At 72.2% G+C, this 20,596-nt stretch carries 16 protein-coding genes; 11 read left to right on the top strand and 5 right to left on the bottom strand.

The genetic code is table 11. The features are described 5' to 3' along the window. Positions 1-22 precede the first annotated feature (22 nt). Together ACFWNV_RS17605 and ACFWNV_RS17600 are read right to left on the bottom strand one after the other, a co-directional pair. On the bottom strand, positions 23-1,441 hold the full coding sequence (locus tag ACFWNV_RS17605) for a phytoene desaturase family protein (RefSeq protein WP_383947276.1): 1,419 nt from the start codon (positions 1,439-1,441) through the stop codon (positions 23-25). Between the two features lie 143 nt (positions 1,442-1,584). After that, a complete protein-coding gene (locus tag ACFWNV_RS17600; protein WP_383947274.1) occupies positions 1,585-2,409 on the bottom strand; it encodes an inositol monophosphatase family protein in 825 nt (274 codons plus the stop codon). A 255-nt stretch (positions 2,410-2,664) separates the two neighbouring features. Here ACFWNV_RS17600 and ACFWNV_RS17595 point away from each other — a divergent pair, with 255 nt between their 5' ends. Next, the gene (locus tag ACFWNV_RS17595; protein ID WP_383947271.1) at positions 2,665-3,864 is read left to right on the top strand and encodes an alpha/beta hydrolase; all 1,200 of its coding nucleotides are present in this window, start codon (positions 2,665-2,667) and stop codon (positions 3,862-3,864) included. Between the two features lie 31 nt (positions 3,865-3,895). Here the strand turns inward: ACFWNV_RS17595 and ACFWNV_RS17590 are convergent, their stop codons facing one another. Beyond that, complete coding sequence (locus tag ACFWNV_RS17590) at positions 3,896-6,355, bottom strand: ATP-binding protein (RefSeq protein ID WP_383947268.1); 2,460 nt, start codon at positions 6,353-6,355, stop codon at positions 3,896-3,898. A gap of 203 nt (positions 6,356-6,558) precedes the next feature. On the opposite strand from ACFWNV_RS17590, the gene ACFWNV_RS17585 reads away from it, so the two are divergent. The 3 genes from ACFWNV_RS17585 to ACFWNV_RS17575 all read left to right on the top strand — a co-directional run bounded on the left by ACFWNV_RS17585 (position 6,559) and on the right by ACFWNV_RS17575 (position 8,318). Beyond that, positions 6,559-7,014 carry a carboxymuconolactone decarboxylase family protein gene (locus tag ACFWNV_RS17585; protein ID WP_383947265.1) on the top strand — a complete coding sequence of 152 codons (456 nt, stop codon included), beginning with the start codon at positions 6,559-6,561 and terminating at the stop codon, positions 7,012-7,014. 74 nt (positions 7,015-7,088) lie between these two features. Further along, on the top strand, positions 7,089-7,571 hold the full coding sequence (locus ACFWNV_RS17580) for an iron chaperone (protein WP_383947262.1): 483 nt from the start codon (positions 7,089-7,091) through the stop codon (positions 7,569-7,571). 48 nt (positions 7,572-7,619) lie between these two features. After that, positions 7,620-8,318: a 4'-phosphopantetheinyl transferase family protein gene (locus ACFWNV_RS17575; RefSeq protein ID WP_383947259.1), complete on the top strand. Its 699-nt coding sequence runs from the start codon at positions 7,620-7,622 to the stop codon at positions 8,316-8,318. Here the strand turns inward: ACFWNV_RS17575 and ACFWNV_RS17570 are convergent. Then, the gene (locus ACFWNV_RS17570) at positions 8,290-9,345 is read right to left on the bottom strand and encodes a phosphotransferase family protein (RefSeq protein WP_383947256.1); all 1,056 of its coding nucleotides are present in this window, start codon (positions 9,343-9,345) and stop codon (positions 8,290-8,292) included. The two genes, ACFWNV_RS17575 and ACFWNV_RS17570, sit on opposite strands and share 29 nt — an antisense overlap. A gap of 305 nt (positions 9,346-9,650) precedes the next feature. Between ACFWNV_RS17570 and ACFWNV_RS17565 the strand changes: the two genes are divergently transcribed. Continuing rightward, positions 9,651-11,027 (top strand): ABC transporter ATP-binding protein, encoded by a 1,377-nt coding sequence (locus tag ACFWNV_RS17565; RefSeq protein WP_383947253.1) that lies wholly within the window; start codon positions 9,651-9,653, stop codon positions 11,025-11,027. 84 nt (positions 11,028-11,111) lie between these two features. Here ACFWNV_RS17565 and ACFWNV_RS17560 read toward each other — a convergent pair whose 3' ends face one another. Beyond that, positions 11,112-12,503, bottom strand: a complete 1,392-nt coding sequence (locus ACFWNV_RS17560; RefSeq protein WP_383947250.1) for an ROK family protein — start codon at positions 12,501-12,503, stop codon at positions 11,112-11,114. Between the two features lie 184 nt (positions 12,504-12,687). Between ACFWNV_RS17560 and ACFWNV_RS17555 the strand changes: the two genes are divergently transcribed. The 6 genes from ACFWNV_RS17555 to ACFWNV_RS17530 all read left to right on the top strand — a co-directional run bounded on the left by ACFWNV_RS17555 (position 12,688) and on the right by ACFWNV_RS17530 (position 20,575). Further along, positions 12,688-14,007, top strand: a complete 1,320-nt coding sequence (locus ACFWNV_RS17555) for an ABC transporter substrate-binding protein (protein ID WP_383947247.1) — start codon at positions 12,688-12,690, stop codon at positions 14,005-14,007. Between the two features lie 14 nt (positions 14,008-14,021). After that, positions 14,022-15,017 carry a carbohydrate ABC transporter permease gene (locus ACFWNV_RS17550; protein WP_383947244.1) on the top strand — a complete coding sequence of 332 codons (996 nt, stop codon included), beginning with the start codon at positions 14,022-14,024 and terminating at the stop codon, positions 15,015-15,017. A gap of 31 nt (positions 15,018-15,048) precedes the next feature. Beyond that, positions 15,049-15,888 (top strand): carbohydrate ABC transporter permease, encoded by an 840-nt coding sequence (locus tag ACFWNV_RS17545; protein WP_383947241.1) that lies wholly within the window; start codon positions 15,049-15,051, stop codon positions 15,886-15,888. A gap of 32 nt (positions 15,889-15,920) precedes the next feature. Next, positions 15,921-17,276, top strand: a complete 1,356-nt coding sequence (locus ACFWNV_RS17540; RefSeq protein ID WP_383947239.1) for a GH1 family beta-glucosidase — start codon at positions 15,921-15,923, stop codon at positions 17,274-17,276. A 269-nt stretch (positions 17,277-17,545) separates the two neighbouring features. Next, positions 17,546-18,109 carry a dihydrofolate reductase family protein gene (locus tag ACFWNV_RS17535; RefSeq protein WP_383947236.1) on the top strand — a complete coding sequence of 188 codons (564 nt, stop codon included), beginning with the start codon at positions 17,546-17,548 and terminating at the stop codon, positions 18,107-18,109. 261 nt (positions 18,110-18,370) lie between these two features. Beyond that, the gene (locus ACFWNV_RS17530; protein ID WP_383947233.1) at positions 18,371-20,575 is read left to right on the top strand and encodes a discoidin domain-containing protein; all 2,205 of its coding nucleotides are present in this window, start codon (positions 18,371-18,373) and stop codon (positions 20,573-20,575) included. The last annotated feature ends 21 nt before the right edge of the window (positions 20,576-20,596 follow it).

Here is a 20,596-nt window from a genome sequence, read left to right as displayed (position 1 = left end):
CGCGGCGCCGCCCCGGAGCTCCCTAGGCCTTCGCGCGCAGGTGGCGCCAGACGGCCTTGGCGGCGTTGTGGCCCGACATTCCGTGCACCCCGGGTCCGGGCGGGGTGGCCGAGGAGCACAGGAACACGGCCGGGTGGGCCGTGTTGTACGGGGACAGGGTGAGCTTGGGGCGCAGCAGGAGCTGGAGGCCGGAGGCCGCTCCGCAGGCGATGTCGCCGCCGACGTAGTTCGGATTGCGGGCGGCGAGCTGCGGCGGGCCGGCCGTGGCGCGGGCGAGCACCAGGTCGCGGAACCCGGGTGCGAAGCGCTCCAGTTGGCGCTCGACGGCTTCGGTGAGGTCGCCGTCCCAGCCCGCCGGGACGTGCCCGTACACCCAGAAGGTGTGCTTGCCCTCGGGCGCCCGGCCGGGGTCGACCAGGCTGGGCTGGGCGGCGATGAGGAAGGGGGTGCGCGGGACCCGCCCACTGGAGGCCAGTTGCAGGGCCGCGTCGATGTCGCGGGTGCGCGGGCCGATCTGTACGGTGCCGGCCCGGCGCGGCTCCTCGGCGGTCCAGGGGACGGGGCCGTCCAGGGCGTAGTCCAGCTTGAACACGGAGGCGCCGTAGCGGTAGCCGTCGTAGACCCGGCCGAGGCGGGCGATGCGGGCCAGCGCGGTCGGGGAGGTGTCGAAGACGTACGCCCGGGCCGGCGGCAGGTCGTCGAGCCGCTTGACCTCGAAGCCGGTGTGGATGGTCCCGCCGAGGTCGCGCAGGTACCCGGCGAGGGCGTCGGAGATCGACTGCGAGCCGCCGCGCGGCATCGGCCAGCCGTTCGCGTGCGCGGCCAGCGCGAAGACCAGGCCGACGGCGCTGGTCCCGATCCCGCCGAGCGGGGCGATGACGTGCGCGACGAGCCCCGCGAACAGGGCCCGGGCGCGGTCGTCGCGGAAGCGGCTCAGCAGCCAGGTGGAGGGCGGCAGCCCGGCCAGCCCGAAGCGGGCGAGGGTGAGCGGGTCACGGGGCAGTGCGGTGTCCGGCAGCGACATGAAGTCCCGGGCCAGGGTGTCCCACTTGCCGAGGAAGGGCTCCACCAGGCGCCGGTACGTGCCCGCGTCGCGGGGCCCGAAGGAGGCGGCCGTCTCCGCGACGGATCGGGAGAGCACGGCCGCCGTGCCGTCGTCGAAGGGGTGCGCCATGGGCAGCGGGGCGTGCAGCCACTCCAGCCCGTACCGCTTGAGGGGCATCGTGGAGAAGACCGGGGAGCCGGCGCCGAGCGGGTGCACCGCCGAGCAGGGGTCGTGCCGGAAGCCGGGGAGGGTGAGCTCCTCGGTCCGGGCCCCGCCGCCGACGGTGTCCGCGGCTTCGAACACGGCCACCGAGTAGCCGCGCCGGGCCAGTTCCACGGCGGCCGTCAGCCCGTTGGGCCCGGCCCCCACCACGACCGCATCGAGGATCGACGGCACTTGCGACTCCTTCGTCCGGCGGCGCCACCGCCCCCAGGGTATTGCGCCTGTCCATAGGCGGCTCCGCGATGCGCGCCGACTCCGTTCGCTCTGGGAGGAGCGTCGGGACCGGCCGGAGTGCCCGGCCGGAGCCCGCCGTCGTGTCACTCGCCCCGCAGCAGCTCCCGGATCCGTACGGCCGTGGCCTCGTCCCGGCCGACCGCGAAGGGCAGCGCGTTGTCCCGGTCCACCCGGAACGGGACCCCGTCGACGGTGCTCTGGGAGCCGCCCGCCTCGGCGACCAGCAGCAGCCCGGCCGCGTGGTCCCAGGCCGAGGGCCAGTTGAAGGCCAGGCCGTCCATCTCCCCCCGGGCCACCTTCAGGTACTCCAGGCCCGCCGAACCGCAGGCGCGGGAGGCCACCCCGGGCACGTCGAGGCGCGCCAGGACGCGCCGCTCCTCCTCGGTGGTGTAGAGCGGGTGGGCGGTCGCGACCCGCAGCTCGGCGCCGGGATCCGGCGAACCGCTCAGGATCCGCTCGCCGTTGACGTACGCGCCCTGTCCGCGCACGGCGGTGGTCATCTCCTCCAGCGCCGGGGCGAAGGTCCAGGAGGCGAGGAGCTCCCCGCGGTGCGCGAGGGCGACCAGGGTGCAGAACTCCGGCTCCCCGTGCACGAACTGCCGGGTCCCGTCGACCGGGTCCACGATCCACACCGGGGCGTCGCCGCGCAGTGCCCCGTACACCCCGGGGTCCGCGTGCACGGCCTCCTCGCCCACCACGGCCGAGCCGGGCAGCAGCCGGGTCAGGGCCGCCGTGAGGTACTCCTCGGCCTTGCGGTCGGCGTCGGTCACCAGGTCGTGCGGGCCGCTCTTCTGGTCCACCTCGTGGTCGGCGAGCCGGCGGAACCTCGGCATGATCTCGACCGCCGCCGCCTTGCGCACGGCTTCGTCGACGTCGGACAGGTTCCGGGCGAGGAATTCATCGATCATGCCTCCAGCAAAGCACGCCCGGCTGACAAACCCCACTGCCGGACCCGGCGGGCGGCCGGACCCCGGGTGGACCGCGGATGAACGCACCGCCGGGCGGGCGGCGCGGACCGGACCCAGGAACGGAACCAGGGCCGGGCCCAGGACCGGCCCCAGGACCGGAACCCCGGCCACCTCCTGGTGGGCTCCGGCCGCCCGTGCTACACCGGCCGGGACCGGCCCCTCGCCCTCCCCCACACCACCGTCTGGGAGCCCTGCATGCGCCGCCCCGCCTCCTTGCCCCTCCCCTCACGCCGCTTCCTCCCCCGCCGTCTCCCCCTGCGGCGCTCCGCGGCCCTGCTCGCGACCGCCGCCACCGCCGCGGCCGTGCTCGTGGTCGGCGCGCCCCCGGCCCCCGTGGGCGCCGCGTCCGTCCTGCCCTCGCTGCCCGCGCCGAACGCCGCCGGGCTGACCCTGCGGAGCTGGTCGGTGGCCGCGGGACAGAGCGAACGCATGGGTGACGCCTCCGTGACCACCGCCGCGGTCTTCGCCGCGCACGGCGGCGCCCCCTCGATCGATCCGGTCCAGGTGCCGGTACGGGTACGGGTCCTGCTGCCGGAGGACTACCAGCGGGACCCGGCGCACCCCTACCCCGTGCTGTACCTGCTGCACGGCGGCTCGGGCGACGTGGAGCAGTGGTCGAAGACCGACGAGGGCAACGTCACCGCGAACCTGAAGGACTCGGCCTTCAAGGGCATCGTCGTGATGCCGGAGGGCGGCAAGGCCGGCTGGTACAGCGACTGGCCCGGGCACACGGACGGGTTCTTCGCCCCGCAGTGGGAGACCTTCCACGTGCAGCAGCTGGTCCCGTGGATCGACGCCAATTTCAACACCGTGCGCGCGGCCTCCGGGCGGGCGGTGGCGGGCGTCTCGATGGGCGGTTACGGGGCCCTGCGCTACGCCGGCCGCCACCCGGAGCTGTTCTCCGCCGTCGGCGCCTTCTCGCCCGGAACCGACATCTACGACCCGGGCGCGCAGAGCATCATCGCCAACTCCACCTGGCAGGTGGGGGCTTCGATCCTGTGGACGGGCCTGTTCGACGGGAAGTTCCGGGTGACCGGGGACACCCCGTACCGGATGGCGACGGTCTTCGGCCCGCCGAGCACCTGGCCCGGGCAGAACCCGGTCAACCTGGCGCTCGACGGCAAGTACGCCCCGTACGGCGGGAGGCTGGCCCTGTACGCGGGCGGCACGGGCGGTACGGGCGAGAAGGAGATCGGCGCGATGGCCGAGGCGCTCCACCAGGACCTGAAGGACCGCGCGGTCACCCACCACTACTGCCGCGGCGCGGGCGACCACGCGTGGCCCTACTGGGGCCCGGAGCTGAAGGACTTCGTGGCCTACGCCTACGGCCCCGCCCCGCAGAACGCGCAGGCCCCGGCCCCCTGCCCCAACGGCTGGGGGCCCGAGACCCCGTGACCCCGCCGGGGCCGGCCCCGGGGCGTCGCGCTCAGCGCGCCCCGGCGCCGAGGTGCTCCAGGAGCGAGAGGCCCGCCGCGCGGTGCCCGGCGGCCTCCTCCGGGTCCGTGTCGTCCAGCAGGACCGCGATCCCCTCGTGGGCCAGCGCCTCCTCGTGCCGGTACCCGAGCCCGGGGGCCAGCTCCAGGGTCTGCCGGTGCAGGCGCAGGGCCTCCTCGGGCCGTCCCGCGAGCCGGCAGGTCTCGGCGTAGGCGCCCAGGAAGCGCACCTTCCAGTGCTCCTCGAACAGCTCGTCCAGCAGCGCGAACGCCTCCCGGTGGCTGGCCAGGGCCTCCTCGTACCGGCCCATCCGGCGCAGCCCCACGCCCAGGCAGTTGAGGGACCACGCCTCGTTGTTCACGTGCCCGTCCTCGCGGGCCAGGGCCAGCGCCCGGTGCAGGTGCTCCGACGCCTCCTCGGGCGCCTCCGCGGCGATGGCCACGCCGAGGGTGATGCGGGCCGTCAGGGTGGGCGGCCACGCCGGGTCGGGGTGGGACACGTCCAGGACCTCCCGGGCCCGTCGCGCCGCCCCCTCGCGGTCGCCCAGCTGGAGCAGCGCCCAGGCCTCGGCGGCGGCCGCGTGGGCCGCGCCCGCGGGGAGGCCGGCCTCCCCGTACAGCTTCCCGGCCAGCCGGAAGAGTGCGAGGGGCTCCTCGGCATTGCCCCGGTCCCAGCTCAGATAGCCGCGGCGCAGGGCCAGTTCGGCTTCCGAGCGGGCGTCCCCCGCCTGTGCGACGCGTAGTCCGGCCTCCTCGTACGCGGCGTCGGCCTCGGCCAGGCGGCCCGCGTTGTAGCGCGCGAAGCCCAGGTCGCTGTAGGCCTCGGCCAGCCGCAGCGGATCTCCCAGGCGTTCGGCGGCGGCGAGCGAGCGCTCGAAGAGGTGGTTGAGGTGGGTGGTGCCGCAGCGGCGGGCGAAGTACGCGCGCAGGAAGTGCGGCAGCTCGCACACGTGCGCGTCCGCCCCGACGGCGACCGCCGTCTCGAACGCGGCGATCATCGTCTCGTACTCCGAGACGAGCCAGGCGCAGGCCGCGTGCTTGTCGGCGAACCGCGGCAGTTCGGCCGGGGGACGGCCCGCGGCGGGCGGCCGGCCCGGCGAAAGCACCGGCATCGCGGCGTCGGCCGCGGCCGCGGCGTGCACGAAGTAGTCGAGGAAGCGGCCCAGTGCCCGGTCCCGCTCGGCCTGGGAGTCCTCCCGGGCGCAGGCGCCGCGCGCGTGCTGGTGCACCAGGTCGTGCAGCCGGTAGCGGCCCGCCGTCGGCTGCTGGACCAGGTGCGCGTCGACCAGGTCCTCCAGCATCTCCCGGGCCGCGCGCAGCGGTACGTCGGCCAGGGCCGCGGCCGCGTAGGCGTCAAAGGAGCCGCCGGGGAGCAGGCCCAGCATCCGGAACAACCGGGCCTGGGCGCGGTCCAGTTGGCGTACGGACATGGCGAACGCCGTGTCGAACTCGCTCGCGCCCTCCGCCAGCCGCTCCACGAGGATGCCCACCGTCCAGCCCGGCCGGTGCCGCAGCCGGGCCGCGGCAAGCCGCAGGGCCAGCGGCAGGTGTCCGCACAGCCGCAGCACCTCGGCGGCGGACTCCGGTTCACGGGCCAGCCGGCCTTCGGGGCCGCCCGGGTCCCCGCTGGCCCGGGCGAGCAGCTCGGCGCTCTCCCCCGGGCTGAGCACGTCGAGCGACACCGGGGGCACTTCGTCCAGGCCGAGCAGCCGGTTGCGGCTCGTGATCAGGACGACGGAGTCACCGGCGCCGGGCAGCAGCGGGCGGACCTGTTCCGCGTCGGCCGCGTTGTCGACGACCAGGAGGGCGCGCCGGTCCGCCAGTTCCGCGCGCCAGCAGGCCGCCAGCTGCTCCAGGCCCTCCTGCGGGACCCGCTCGGACGGCACGCCGAGCGCACCGAGCAGCATCCGCAGCGCCGAGTCGGGATCGAGCGGGTCGCGGCCCTCGGTGAAGCCGTGCAGGTCCACGTAGAGCTGGGCGTCCGGGTAGGCGGCGGCGAGCCGGTGCGCGGCGTGCACCGCCAGGCAGGTCTTGCCCACGCCCGCCATGCCGTCCACGGCGACGCCCCGGTGGCTGTCCACCGCGGCCAGTACGGCGGCGAGTTGGGTCTCGCGTCCGGTGAAGTCCGGTACGTCGCGCGGCAGATCGTTACGGGGCTTCGGCTGGACCTGGCGGCTCGCCTTCGGGGGCGCCGGCAGCGGGTTGGCGGCCCCGAGCTCCCAGAGGGGGCGCAGCGGGCGCGGATCGCGTGTGACCAGCTTGCAGAGGGCGACCACCGCCGGCCAGGGCGGCGCCGTCTGGCCGCTGAGGTAGCGCGAGAGCGAGGAGGAGCTCAGTCCCGTGTCCCGCGCGAGGGCCCGTACGCCGAGTCCTGAGAGCTCCTGGAGCTGCCGCAGCCGTGCGGCCAGCTCGTCCTGCGGGTCGGCCCCGGCCGTCCGCCGTTCCCTGTCCACGGTTCCCCCTGTATGCCTGTCCCGCCGCGCCGGAATTATCCCGGGCCGCATCTGCGCTGGTCAAGGATGTTCCGCCTGTCCCAGGGTGTCCCACCGCCATCGCCGCGGCGACCCGCTGCGGCTGTTATGGAGTCACACCCCGAGGGGGGGAACGGAAAGCCGGAAGCCCGGCGGTCCGGACACCAGCAGAGGAGCACACCGAGATGCAGTCCCGCATGCAGAACCCCGCCGTCGTCCTGTCCGGCGCGATGCAGCCCATCCAGGAGATCTTCAAGGCCGTGCACTCCGGCGGAGTGGACGCGCAGACCCTGGAACTGGTCCACCTGCGGGTGAGCCAGATCAACGGGTGCAGCTCCTGCGTCGACAGCGGCGCCAAGGCGGCCCGCAAGTCCGGGGTGAGCGAGGAGCGGCTGGCCACGGTCGCCGCCTGGCGCGAGGCCCCCTACTTCACCGAGGAGGAGCGGGCGGCCCTGCTGCTGGCCGAGGCCGCGACCCGGCTGGCCGACCGTCCCGACGCGGTGAGCGACGAGGTCTGGGACACGGCCGCCACCTACTACGACGAGAAGCAGCTCGCCGCGCTCGTCCTGATGATCGGTGTCACCAACCTGTTCAACCGGCTCAACGCCACCACCCGCCAGATCGCCGGCGCGTGGGGATAGAGGGGAGCGCAGCACCCTCCTTGCCCGTCCGACGGTCCGGCCCATCACCCCGACTCCCCCTGAGGAAGCCCGCCATGACGAACACCCGCAAGCCCGCGAAGAGCACGACCACCCCGGCGTCCGGCACGTTCGAGGGGTTCACCGAGGAGGAACGTGCCGCGATGAAGGAGCACGCGAAGGAGCTGAAGGCGTCGGCGCGGCGCGGGTCCCGCGCCGACAAGGCGGCGGAGGAGGAGGCCTCCGTGGTCGCGAAGATCGCCGAAATGCAGGACGCCGACCGGGTCATGGCCGAGCGGATCCACACGATCGTCAAGGAGAGCGCGCCCGGCCTCGCACCGAAGCTCTGGTACGGGATGCCCGCGTACGCCCGGGACGGCAAGGTGGTCTGCTTCTTCCAGAGCGCGGAGAAGTTCAAGGCGCGCTATGCGACGCTCGGCTTCAGCGATCAGGCACACCTCGACGAGGGTTCCATGTGGCCGACCTCCTGGGCCCTGACCCGGCTGACGGCGGCGGACGAGGCGATGATCGCCATGCTCGTGAAGAACGCGGCACACTGATACGAAACCCGCCGACAGCCGGCGCAGTACCGAGGAGAACGATCGATCGTGCTCGAGCCCCATGTCCTCACGATCGGTTCGCAGTTCCCGTCCGCCGCTCAAGAGCTGCCGGCCGCGTCGATGGCCGTGTGGCTGATCGACACCGACGACCGGGACGGCGCGGCGGCCCGGCTGGCCCCGGAGGTCCTGGACCAGGACGAGCACCGGCGGGCGGCCGGGTTCAAGCGCGAGCAGGACCGGCGCCGCTACGTCGCCTCCCACGTGGCGCTGCGTGTGCTGCTCGGGTCCCGGCTGGACCTCGCGCCGGGCCGGGTACGGATCACCCGTGCACCGTGCCCCTCCTGCGGCGGCCCCCACGGACGGCCGGTGTCCGGGGACGGGCCCGTCCACTTCTCCCTCTCGCACAGCGACCGGCTCGCGCTGGTCGCTCTGGGCCCCAAGCCGGTGGGAGCCGATGTGGAGGCCCTGCTCCCGGCGGCCGCCGTGAACGAGCTCGCCGGGCAGCTGCACCCCAGGGAGTCCGCGGAGCTGGCGGCCCTGGACCCGGACGAACGGCCGGCGGCCCTCGGCCGTGTCTGGGTGCGCAAGGAGGCGTACCTCAAGGGCCTGGGCATCGGGCTCGGCCGGGGCCTCGCCCTCGACTACGTGGGTACCGGCCACACCCCGGCGAGCAGCCTGCCGGGCTGGTCCCTGACGAACGTGGCCGTCCCCCCGGGCTTCACCGCCGCCGTGGCAGTGGCGCTCTGAGCGGCGGGACCGCCGCGGCCCGCTGCCCGGCGCCGTGCCGCAGGAGGTCCAGTGCGGCCTCCAGGTCGGCGGCGGCCCAGGCGGTGAGGGGCGCCCGCGCCTGCGGATCGTAGCCGCGGGGGACTCCTTCGACGAGGACGATCAGGGCCAGGTAGGTGCGGTACATCGCGATCCGCAGCCGTTCGTCGGCCGTGAGCGGGGAGGAGCGGTAGCCGGACAGGAAGGCCGGGTCCCGGGTGATGTCCCCGAAGAGCGCGGTGGACACCAGGTCGGCGAGCGGATCGCCCCAGAAGGACCGTTCGCCGTCGAGGATTCCGGTGATCTCCAGGCGCCCCTCCCGCTCGGCGAGCAGGATGTTGCCCTCCCACAGGTCGAAGTGGACCAGCGAGGGGGTCTTCACCTGGTCGAGGAGCCGGCCCCGGGCGCGGACGAGGCCGAGCACCTCGTCGGGGTCGACGGGCAGCGGGGCCCGGTACCGGCGGGCGTCCGCGCAGACGTCGGCCAGCATGGCCTCGAAGGCGGTCCGCCAGCTCCCGGCGGCCCCGGCCGGCGGATCCGCGTACGGGTAACCGAACGAGGAACCCCGTACCCGGTGGAGTCCGCGGACGAGGCGCCCGAGGCCGGCGCGCAGCCGGGCCTGGTCCTCGGCGCCGATCCCGGGGCGCAGCCGCGCCCAGGGTTCGCCCTCCAGGCGGGTCATCAGGAGGTGGTCGCCGTCGATCGCGGTCCGGTCGGAGCCGGTCGCCAGGACCCGGGGCACCGGAAGGCCGGGGACCGCGGAGGCGCGCCGGTAGAACTCCGCTTCGGTGCGCATCAGGGCGTGCTCGTAGGTCATGAGGGGGGTGCCCGCGGGCGGCCCGACCTTGAGCACGGCCGACTCCCTTCCCGCGCCCCGGTCCAGGGTGAGCAGGTGGACGGAGTTGAAGGTGCCGCCCGCCAGTTCCCGGCTGCCGGTCACCCTGGTGTCCGGCCCGCGCGCGTGCGCGATCGCGCGCGCGATCTGCTCGTGGGTCAGTGTCCGCTTCATCGCGCGCGTCCTCCGGTCGGTGAGCCGTCCGGTCGGTGAACCGTCCGAGAGGAGAGCGCTCTCCCAGGGCGGGAACCTAGCGGGCGGTCACGGCCGGGGTCAAGGAACGGCGGCGGTCAACTCCCCTGCGAGGAGACCGCGTTTCCCCGGCCGGGGTACCGCGCGTCCCCGGTGAGGGCGCCGGGGACCCGATTCCGTCCGATGTTGTGCAGAGCAGTTCCCTAGCGGGGTGCCCTGGGCTAGCTTCTGACCTCAACTCCCCCACCCCCCTCCCACTCCCCAATCCCAGCTCCGGGCGGATCGCTATGAGTCGTTCCATCGCGCTGCGCGATGTCAGCAAGAGATACGGGCGCAACTCCCTTGCCGTGGAGCGCGTCTCCCTCACCGTCGAGCCGGGCGAGTTCCTGGTTCTGCTGGGCCCTTCGGGCTGCGGCAAGTCCACCGTGCTGCGGATGATCGCGGGACTGGAGGACATCACCGAGGGCGCGCTGTTCCTCGACGGGGAGTACGCCAACCACATGCCGCCGAGCCAACGGGACATCGCGATGGTGTTCCAGAGCTTCGCGCTGTACCCGAACATGACGGGCCGCGCCAACATCGGTTTCCCGCTGAAACTGCGCGACCCCCGCGGGGACCACGAACCGCAGGTGGAGGCCACGGCCCGGATGCTCGGCATCGAGGACCTCCTCGACCGCTTCCCCGGACAGCTCTCCGGCGGCGAGCGGCAGCGGGTGGCGATGGGCCGGGCCATCTCCCGGCGGCCGTCGGTATTCCTGATGGACGAGCCGCTCTCCAGCCTGGACTCGAAGCTGCGCGGCCATCTCAGGGCCGAAATCGCCCGCATGACAGCCGAGTTGGGGGTCACCACGGTCTACGTCACGCACGACCAGTCCGAGGCCATGTCCCTCGGTGACCGTGTGGCGGTCATGCGGGGCGGCGTCCTCCAGCAGGTCAGCTCGCCTCGGGACACCTACGCCGTGCCGGCGAACGTGTTCGTCGCGGCCTTCATCGGGACCCCGCGCATCAGCCTGCTCCAGGCCGTCGTCCACGCGCCGCTGGACGCGGGCATGTGGATCGATCTGGGCCGGCAACGGCTCGCCCTTCCCCAACCCCTCAGCGTCGACCACCAGTTGCTCCGGATCCAGCAGGGCCGTCCGGTCATCGTCGGTCTGCGCTCGGAGGCGGTCCGGATCGCCCCGCCGAGCCAGGCGCGGCCGGGCGAGGTGGCGATGACCGGCATCGTCGAGCACGTCGAGTACCAGGGCCACGAGGCGCTGGTCCACGTGGACACCGGCTCGCGCCCCGCCGTGGTGGCGGAGCTGGAGTCGGCCCGGCACCCGGCGGCCGCCCCCGGGCGCAGCCTCAGGCGGCAGCGCAGCGGCCTGGGCCGGCTCAGGGACCGGGCCGCGGACCGGCTGTCCGGGTCGGTGGACCGGCGCTCCGGGTCGGTGGCGGTCCTGGACGCCCCGCCGGAATCCCCCCGCGGCGGCGGCGCGGGCCCGGCTCCGGAACGGCTGGGGGCGGTGCGCAGCGACCTCGTGGTGCGTACGGGACCGCACGTCCGGGTCCGGGTCGGGGCCCAGATCCCGCTGCTGGTCGATCTCGCGCAGCTGTACGTCTTCGACCACGCGGGCCGCCGGGTGTCCCCGGCCGGGGACGGGATCGCCCCGCTGGAGCGGTAGCGCGGGGGTACGGGTCGGCCCACCGCGCGGGCTGCGGGGTGGGCCGGGGCTGGACCGGGGGCTCGGCCGGGGCTCGGCCGGGGCTCAGTGGGCCGCCCGCTCCTGCAGCGTGGTGCGCCAAGCCGGGAGCGGCTCCTCGCGTTCGGGCTCCGTGCGGTGTCCGCCGCGGGCGAAGAAGTCGGCGAGGGGCAGGATTCCCGCGCCGACGGTGACGGCGTCGGGGCCGAAGGTGCCCAGGTCGATGCGGACGTTGGCCGCCGGGTACGACAGGGCGTAGGAGGTGGCGTAGGACCGCACGGAGTCCAGGAAGCGGGTGCCGAGCTGCAGGCCGGCCCAGCCGCCGACGAGGATGCGTTCGGGCTGGAAGAGGTTGATCAGGTCGGCGAATCCTGCGCCGAGGTACTCGGCGGTCTCCTCCAGGACGGCCAGGGCGGTCGCGTCGGCCAGGGGAACGGCGCCGCCGGGGCCCGGTTCGGCGCTCTGCTCGGAGCCCTGCCCAGGGCCCGACTCGGCGCCCTGCCCAGCGCCCTGCCCACCGCCCTCCCCGGGGTACGCCGCGGCGAGCATCGCGGTCAGGGCCGTCTCCTCGTCGGCGTCGGCGGGCGGCCGTCCGCCCGCCTCGGCCCAGCGTTCCAGGAGGGCCTCGGCCCCCGCGTACGCCTCCAGGCAGCCCTGCGCTCCGCAGCGGCAGCGGCGCCCGCGGACGCGCACGGTCAGGTGGCCCCACTCGATGGCGCGGCCGGTCCGGGTGTCGTCGCTGACCACGCAGGCGCCGACGCCGGAGCCGAAGAGCACGACGACGGCGTTGTGCGCCCCGCGTCCGGCGCCGAACCACATCTCGGCCTGGCCGAGGGTCTTGGCCCCGTTGTCGATGTAGTACGGGACGGTTTCGGGCAGCAGGTGGGAATCGCGCAGCATGCGCTCCAGGGGGACCGCGTCCCAGCCGATGGTCTGGCCGTGGACGACGGCGCCGTCCGCGGTCCGGGCGACGATGCCGGGGACGCCGATGCCGACGCCGAGGAGCCGCTCGGGGGCGATGCCGGCCCGGTGCAGTACCTCGGCGATGCCCTCGCGCAGGTGCTGCACGACGACGGTGACCTCATAGCGGTCGATGCGGCGGGGTCCCGCCGCCTCCAGGGGCCGTTCCACGCGGGCGAGTTCGGTCAGGGTCAGGTCGAAGAGCTCGATGCGGATACGGGTCTCGCCGACGTCCACGCCGATCATGTAGCCGCTCGTCGGGCTGACGCGGAGCAGGGTCCGCGGGCGCCCGCCGGCCGACTCCACGCTGCCGGCCTCCTCCACCAGGCCGTCGGCGACGAGCTCCGCGACCACGTTGCTGATCGATCCGGAGCTCAGCCCCGTGGCGGGACCCAGCGAGAAGCGGCTCAGGGGGCCGTCGAAATACAACCGTTGCAAAACAGCGGTCCGGTTCTCGCGCCGCAGGTCACGCACTGTTCTGCCGCTACGTACTCGCACTCTGTCCCCTGTCATCGATGCCCGTACCTGCAAGATACCTGCGTGAACGCTCTTGACGAGTCCTTCGCTTGAGGTTTAACTCACATCCTAAATTAAGCCATGTGGTTTTGGGGGCGAACCGCGGAACGTCCGCCCCCCACCCCGCAGTCGGCATCCCGTTCCTTCCTGAAAGGCCCATGGAGCCATGCGCAGAATCAGAGTCGCAGCGGTCGGCGCCGTCACCCTCTCCCTCGTCCTCGGGGCGGCCGCCTGTGGTGGCGGTGGCTCCACCAACGGGAGCGGGTCCAACGAGCAGCCGAAGACGCTGACCTACTGGGCCTCCAACCAGGGATCGAGCCTGGAGGTCGACAAGCAGGTCCTCCAGCCCGAGCTCGACAAGTTCGAGAAGCAGACGGGCATCAAGGTCAAGCTCGAGGTCGTGCCGTGGGGCGACCTGCTCAACCGCATCCTGACCGCGACCACCTCCGGCCAGGGCCCCGACGTCCTGAACATCGGCAACACCTGGAGCGCCTCGCTGCAGGCCAGCGGCGCGCTGCTGCCGTGGGACGCCAAGAACTTCGAGAAGATCGGCGGCAAGGACCGGTTCGTGGAGTCGGCGCTCGGCTCCACCGGCGTCCAGGGCCAGGACCCGGCGGCCGTCCCGCTGTACTCCATGGCCTACGCGCTCTACTACAACAAGAAGGCGTTCGCCGACGCGGGCGTCACCAAGCCGCCGACCACCTGGGACGAGCTGGTCGCCACCGGCAAGCAGCTGACCAAGGACGGCAAGGCCGGGCTCGGCGTCGAGGGCTCCAACCTGTCGAACAACATCCACCAGGTCTTCGTCCTCGGCAAGCAGCACGGCGCGGACTTCTTCACCGCGGACGGCAAGGCCGACTTCACCTCCGACGGCGCGGTCAAGGCCGTGAAGCAGTACGTCGACCTGATGGCCGACGCGCAGATCGTCGCCAAGGGCAACGCCGAGTACTCCCAGAACCAGTCGCTGAGCGACTTCGCCAAGGGCAAGACCGCCATGGTGCTGTGGCAGACCGCGTCGGCCACCTTCGCCGCGCAGGGCATGAAGGAGGACGAGTGGGGCGTGGTCCCCGCCCCCGTGCAGTCCGGTGCGCCGGGGACGGGCACCTCCACCAACTCCATGGTGGCCGGCATCAACATGGCCGTCTTCAAGAACACCAAGAACATCGACGGCGCCACGAAGTTCGTGAACTTCATGACCGGTGACGAGGAGCAGAAGATCCTCAACAAGACCTACGGCTCCATCCCGCCGGTGAAGTCCGCGCAGACCGACCCCGCCTTCAACACCCCCGGCCTGTCCGTCCTGCGCGACACGCTCGCCAAGAGCGCCTCCGCCCTCCCGCAGGTCCCCGAGGAGTCGCAGTTCGAGACGGTGGTGGGCACCGCGGTCAAGGAGCTCTTCGCCGACGCGGCGGCCGGCCGTCCGGTGACGCTGGAGTCGGTCAAGGCCAAGCTCGAGAAGGCCCAGCAGCAGATGCCCAAGAAGTAGGGCACGGACACCTCATGACGACCACCGCACCCCCTCGTACGGGCAAGCGGACGGTACGGAAGAACCACCCCGGAGCGGCGCCTCGCACCCGCCGCTCCGGGCGGCTCCGCCGCATCTCCCTGCCGTACCTGCTGCTGCTCCCCGCACTCGTCCTCGAACTCCTGGTCCACCTGATCCCGATGGTCATCGGCATCGTGGTCAGCTTCAAGGAGCTCACCCAGTTCTACCTCCGCGACTGGGGCAGCGCGCCCTGGTCCGGCCTCGACAACTACTCGCTGACCGTCGACTTCGACGCACCGGTCGGCCAGGCGCTGCTGAGCTCCTTCTTCACCACGTGCCTGTTCACCTTCTTCTCGGTGGGCCTGTGCTGGCTGATCGGCACGGCCGCCGCGATCTTCATGCAGGAGACGTTCAAGGGCCGGGGCATCCTGCGCACCATCTTCCTGGTGCCGTACGCCCTGCCCGTCTACGCCGCCGTCATCACCTGGGCCTTCATGTTCCAGCGCGACAACGGCCTGGTGAACCACGTCATCCACGACCAGCTCGGACTCACCGACAGCCCGCCGTTCTGGCTCATCGGCGACAACGCCTTCGTCACGCTGCTGGTCGTCTCCGTCTGGAAGGGCTGGCCGTTCGCCTTCCTCATCATGATGGCCGGCCTGCAGAACATCCCCCGCGAGATCTACGAGGCCGCGGCCCTGGACGGAGCGGGCGTCTGGCAGCAGATCCGCCGCATCACGCTCCCCTCGCTGCGCCCGGTCAACCAGGTCCTGATCCTGGTGCTGTTCCTGTGGACGTTCAACGACTTCAACACGCCGTTCGTCCTGTTCGGCAAGTCGGCACCGGCCTCGGCCGACCTCATCTCCATCCACATCTACCAGTCCTCGTTCCAGACCTGGAACTTCGGCACCGGCTCCGCGATGTCCGTCCTGCTGCTGCTGTTCCTGCTCGTGGTGACCGGCCTCTACCTCCTGCTCACCTCCCGAGGAAGGAGCGCCACCGATGCCTAGGCACACTCAGGCGGTTGCTTCCCGGTCGCCCATGGCGCCCCCCAAGTCGTTCCTCCTGAGCCGGCTGGTCTTCCTGACGCTGCTCACCGGCTTCGTCCTGCTGCCGGTGTACGTCATGGTCTCCAGCTCGCTCAAACCGCTCCAGGACGTGTCGGGGAAGTTCCAGTGGATCCCCTCGGGCCTGACCGTCCAGCCGTACTTCGACATCTGGAAGACCGTCCCCCTCGGCGACTACTTCATGAACTCGCTGATCGTGGCCGGTTCGGCGACCGTCCTCTCCGTCATCATCGCGATCTTCGCGGCCTACGCCGTCAGCCGCTACTCCTTCCGCGGCAAGCGGGTCTTCACCGTCACCGTGCTGTCGACGCAGATGTTCCCCGGCATCCTCTTCCTGCTGCCGCTGTTCCTCATCTACGTCAACATCGGCAACGCCACCGGGATCGCGCTGTTCGGCTCGCGCGCCGGGCTGATCCTCACCTACCTGACGTTCTCGCTGCCGTTCTCGATCTGGATGCTGATCGGCTACTTCGACTCGGTCCCCAGGGACCTCGACGAGGCCGCCAAGGTCGACGGCTGCGGTCCGCTCGGCGCCCTCTTCCGCGTCATCGTGCCGGCCGCGATCCCCGGCATCGTCGCCGTCGCCGTCTACGCCTTCATGACGGCCTGGGGCGAGGTCCTGTTCGCCTCCGTGATGACCAACGACGCGACCCGCACCCTCGCGGTGGGCCTGCAGGGCTACTCGACGCAGAACGACGTGTACTGGAACCAGGTCATGGCCGCCTCCCTCGTCGTGAGCCTGCCCGTCGTCGGCGGCTTCCTCCTCCTCCAGCGCTACCTCGTGACCGGGCTGACCGCCGGCGCGGTCAAGTAGCCCCTCTTCCCACGCTCTTCGAAAGGTTTGCTGTGTCGGATTCCATTGACCTCGGCGCCTTCCCCCAGGACTTCGCCTGGGGCACGGCCACTTCCGCGTACCAGATCGAGGGAGCCGTCAAGGAGGACGGCCGCGGGCCGTCCATCTGGGACGCCTTCTCCCACACCCCCGGCAAGATCGACAACGGTGACACCGGCGACGAGGCCTGCGACCACTACCACCGCTGGCCGCAGGACATCGAGCTCATGAAGCAGCTGGGCACCGACGCCTACCGCATGTCGATCGCCTGGCCGCGCATCGTCCCCGACGGCTCCGGAGCGGTCAACGCCCGCGGCCTCGACTTCTACGACAAGGTGGTCGACGGGCTCCTGGAGGCCGGCATCACCCCCTCGGTGACCCTCTACCACTGGGACCTCCCCCAGGCCCTGCAGGACCGCGGCGGCTGGACCGTCCGCGAGACCGCCGAACACCTGGCCACCTACACCACCGCCGTCGCGGAGCGCCTCGGCGACCGCGTCACCCAGTGGGCCACCCTCAACGAACCGCTCTGCTCGGGCTGGATCGGCCACCTGGAAGGCCGCATGGCCCCCGGCCTGACCGACCTGACCGCAGCCGTACGCGCCTCCTACCACCTGCTGCTGGGCCACGGCCTGGCCGCCCAGGCCCTGCGTGCCGCAGCACCCGGCGCGCAGATCGGCCTCGTCACCAACCACTCCACGGTGGTGCCCGCCTCGGACGACCCGGAGGACATCGCCGCCGCCGTCCGCATGGACGGACACACCAACCGCTGGTGGCTCGACCCGGTCTACGGACGCGGCTTCCCCACCGACATGCGGGAGCTGTACGGCGTGGAGCTGCCCGAGCGCCCCGGCGACCTGGAGACCATCGCCGCGCCCCTCGACTGGCACGGCCTGAACTACTACTTCCCCGCCACCGTCACCAACGACGCCTCCGGCCCGGTCCCCTTCGCCCGCGAGGTCCGCCTCCCGGACGTGCCGCGCACCGGCCTGGACTGGCAGATCGACGCCAACGGCATCGAATCCCTGCTGCTGCGCCTGACCAACGACTACGGCGTGCGGAAGCTCTACGTCACCGAGAACGGCTCCGCCTTCCCCGACACCGTCGCCCCCGACGGCACGGTCGACGACCCCGGGCGCACCGCCTACCTCGAACAGCACCTGGCTGCCTGCGCCCGCGCCGTCCGCCAGGGCGCCCCGCTCGCCGGCTACTACGCCTGGTCCCTGCTGGACAACTTCGAGTGGGCCTACGGCTACGACAAGCGCTTCGGCCTCGTCCACGTCGACTACGCGACCCAGCAGCGCACCATGAAGACCAGCGGCCACCGCTACGCGGACATCGTCCGCAGCCACCGCGGACTCTCCGCATAGGTCCGGCGGCTCCCCGCGGTCCCGGCCGCGCTCCTTCCCCCTGTCATATGCCTACCGGCCGGCACGTTCCGGTGCCTATGGTGTGGCTCCGGACCATCCCGGGCCCAGCGCCCTCCCGGCTCCCCACGGGAGGGCTGCGGCGCGTCCGCGCGGGGCCGCGTACCGGTGCCGTTTCCTCGGCGGCACGACGAGCCCGGGTCGCGTGCCGATGAGTTTTCCGTGCCGCGCCGGTCTCTGCGCGTGAGACCGACTCACGAGAGGCTGGCGCCATGCGAAAACTGATCTACGGCATGAACCTGACCCTGGACGGCTACATCGCCGCGCCCGGCGACGACATCGGCTGGGGCGTGCCGAGCGAGGAGCTGTTCCAGTTCTGGTCCGACCAGCTAAAGGCGACCGAGCTGACGCTGTACGGGCGCAAGCTGTGGCAGACCATGAGCTCGCACTGGCCGACCGGTGACCAGCGGCCCGAAGCCACCCCGGCGGAGATCGAGTTCGCGCGCCGCTGGCGGGACATGTCCAAGGTGGTGTTCTCCTCGACGGTCCACGAGGTCGACTGGAACACCCGCCTGGTCACCGGCGACGCGGTCGCCGAGATCACCCGGCTCAAGGCCGAGGACGGCGGCCCCATGGACATCGGCGGCGCGACGCTCGCCGGGGCGGCCGTGCGGGCCGGGCTGGTCGACGAGTACGTGCTGGCCACCGTGCCGGTCCTGGTGGGCGGCGGCACGCCGTTCTTCACCGCGCTGGACAACCGGGTGCACCTCAACCTGGTGGAGACGCGGACGCTTCCCGGCGGCGTGATCCTGACCAGGTACGAGACGAGGCGCTGAGCACCCGCCCCGGGTGACCCGGGCCACCGCCCGAACCACCCGCACGAGCAAGGCCCCTGAGCCGCCGTACGCACACGCGCCGACCGCGCACACGTACGGCGGCTCGGTCGTGCCGCACGCGGCCCACGAAGCCCACCCCTCCCCACCTCTGCACTTAATGAAAGACGAAAGAAAAGGCGTCAAGTTCCTTGACCAGTCGATCGCGTTACGGGCAAGGTCTGGAGAGCGCTCTCCCGTTTCAGGTTCGTTAAAGGAGCACCAATGCCTACTGGCATACCTGTCGATGCGTTGCCCCGCGGACGACGTCCTGCTTCCACCCGGAAGGGGATCGCCGGGGCGGTCACGACCGCCCTCTTCGGCAGCCTGCTCGCCCTGACACCCGCGGCCCCCGCCGCCTCCGCCGAGGCCGCGCCGGTCTCCCAGGGCAAGACGGTGACGGCCTCCAGCCAGGAGCACTACGGCACCCCGGCGACGTACGCCGTGGACGGCGACAACGGCTCCCGGTGGTCCAGCGCCGCCTCCGACGCCCAGTGGCTGCAGGTGGACCTCGGCACCTCGACCGCGCTCGGCAAGGTCGTTCTGCGCTGGGAGGCCGCCTACGCCAAGGCCTACCGGATCGAGCTGTCGACCGACGGCGCCAACTGGACCACGGCCTATTCCACGGCCACCGGCGCCGGCGGCACCGAAACCGTCAGCATCACCGGGACCGCCCGCTACGTCCGCATGCAGGGCGTCGCCCGGGCCACCGGCTACGGCTACTCGCTCTGGGAGTTCCAGGTGTTCGGCGCCGACGGCGGCAGCACCGGCCCGGTCCTGCCGGGCGGCGGCGACCTGGGCCCGAACGTACACATCGTGGACCCGTCCACGCCGGGCATCCAGGCCAAGCTGGACCAGGTCTTCCAGGAGCAGGAGTCGGCGCAGTTCGGCAGCGGCCGGCACGCCTTCCTCCTCAAGCCCGGTACGTACAACAACATCAACGCCCAGATCGGCTTCTACACCCAGATCGCCGGCCTCGGCCTGCGCCCGGACGACACCACCATCAACGGTGACGTAACGGTCGACGCGGGCTGGTTCAACGGCAACGCGACCCAGAACTTCTGGCGCGGTGCGGAGGGCCTGACCGTGAATCCGGTCAGCGGCACCAACCGGTGGGCGGTCTCGCAGGCGTCCTCCTTCCGCCGCATGCACGTCAAGGGCGCGCTCAACCTGGCGCCGAACGGCTACGGCTGGGCCAGCGGCGGCTACATCGCCGACTCCAAGGTCGACGGCCAGGTCGGCAACTACTCGCAGCAGCAGTGGTACACCCGCGACAGCACCATCGGCGGCTGGTCCAACAGCGTGTGGAACCAGACCTTCTCCGGCGTCGAGGGCGCTCCGGCCACCGGATTCCCGGAGCCCCGCTACACCACGCTCGACACCACCCCCGTCTCCCGCGAGAAGCCCTACCTCTACCTCGACGGCAGCGAGTACAAGGTCTTCGCGCCGGCCAAGCGCACCAACGCCCGCGGCACCACCTGGGCCAACGGCACCCCGCAGGGTGATTCCGTCCCGCTCGGCCAGTTCTACGTGGTCAAGCCCGGCACCACCGCCGCCACGATCAACCAGGCGCTGGCCCAGGGCCTGAACCTGCTGTTCACGCCCGGCGTCTACCACGTCGACCAGACCATCAACGTGAACCGCGCGAACACCATCGTGCTCGGCCTCGGCCTCGCCACGATCATCCCCGACAACGGTGTCACCGCGATGAAGGTCGCCGACGTCGACGGCGTCCGCCTCGCCGGCTTCCTCATCGACGCCGGACCGGTCAACTCGCCGACCCTGCTGGAGCTCGGACCGCAGAACTCCTCCGCCGACCACGCCGCCAACCCCACCACCGTGCAGGACGTGTACATCCGCGTCGGCGGGGCGGGCGCCGGCAAGGCGACCACCAGCGTGGTCGTCAACAGCGACGACACCATCGTCGACCACACCTGGGTGTGGCGCGCCGACCACGGCGAGGGCGTGGGCTGGGAGACCAACCGCGCCGACTACGGGGTGCGGGTGAACGGTGACGACGTCCTGGCCACGGGCCTGTTCGTCGAGCACTTCAACAAGTACGACGTGGAGTGGTACGGCGAGCGCGGCAAGACGGTCTTCTACCAGAACGAGAAGGCCTACGACGCCCCCAACCAGGCCGCCATCCAGAACGGCGCCACCAAGGGCTACGCCGCCTACCGGGTGGACGACTCGGTGACCACCCACGAGGCGTGGGGCCTGGGCAGCTACTGCAACTACAACGTGGACCCGAACATCCGCCAGGACCACGGCTTCAAGGCCCCCGTCAAGCCGGGCGTCAAGTTCCACAGCCTCCTGACGGTGTCGCTCGGCGGCAACGGCCACTACGAGCACGTCATCAACGACACCGGAGCGTCCACGGTCCCGGCCGGCACCTCGACGGTTCCCTCGACAGTGGTCTCGTTCCCCTAATCCCCGCCCGTTCCCCTAATC

Origin of the sequence: Streptomyces sp. NPDC058401, assembly GCF_042722885.1 — a bacterium.
Taxonomy (GTDB): domain Bacteria; phylum Actinomycetota; class Actinomycetes; order Streptomycetales; family Streptomycetaceae; genus Streptomyces.
Note: the sequence above shows the minus strand (reverse complement) of the source record. Positions and strands in the feature narration are given on the sequence as shown.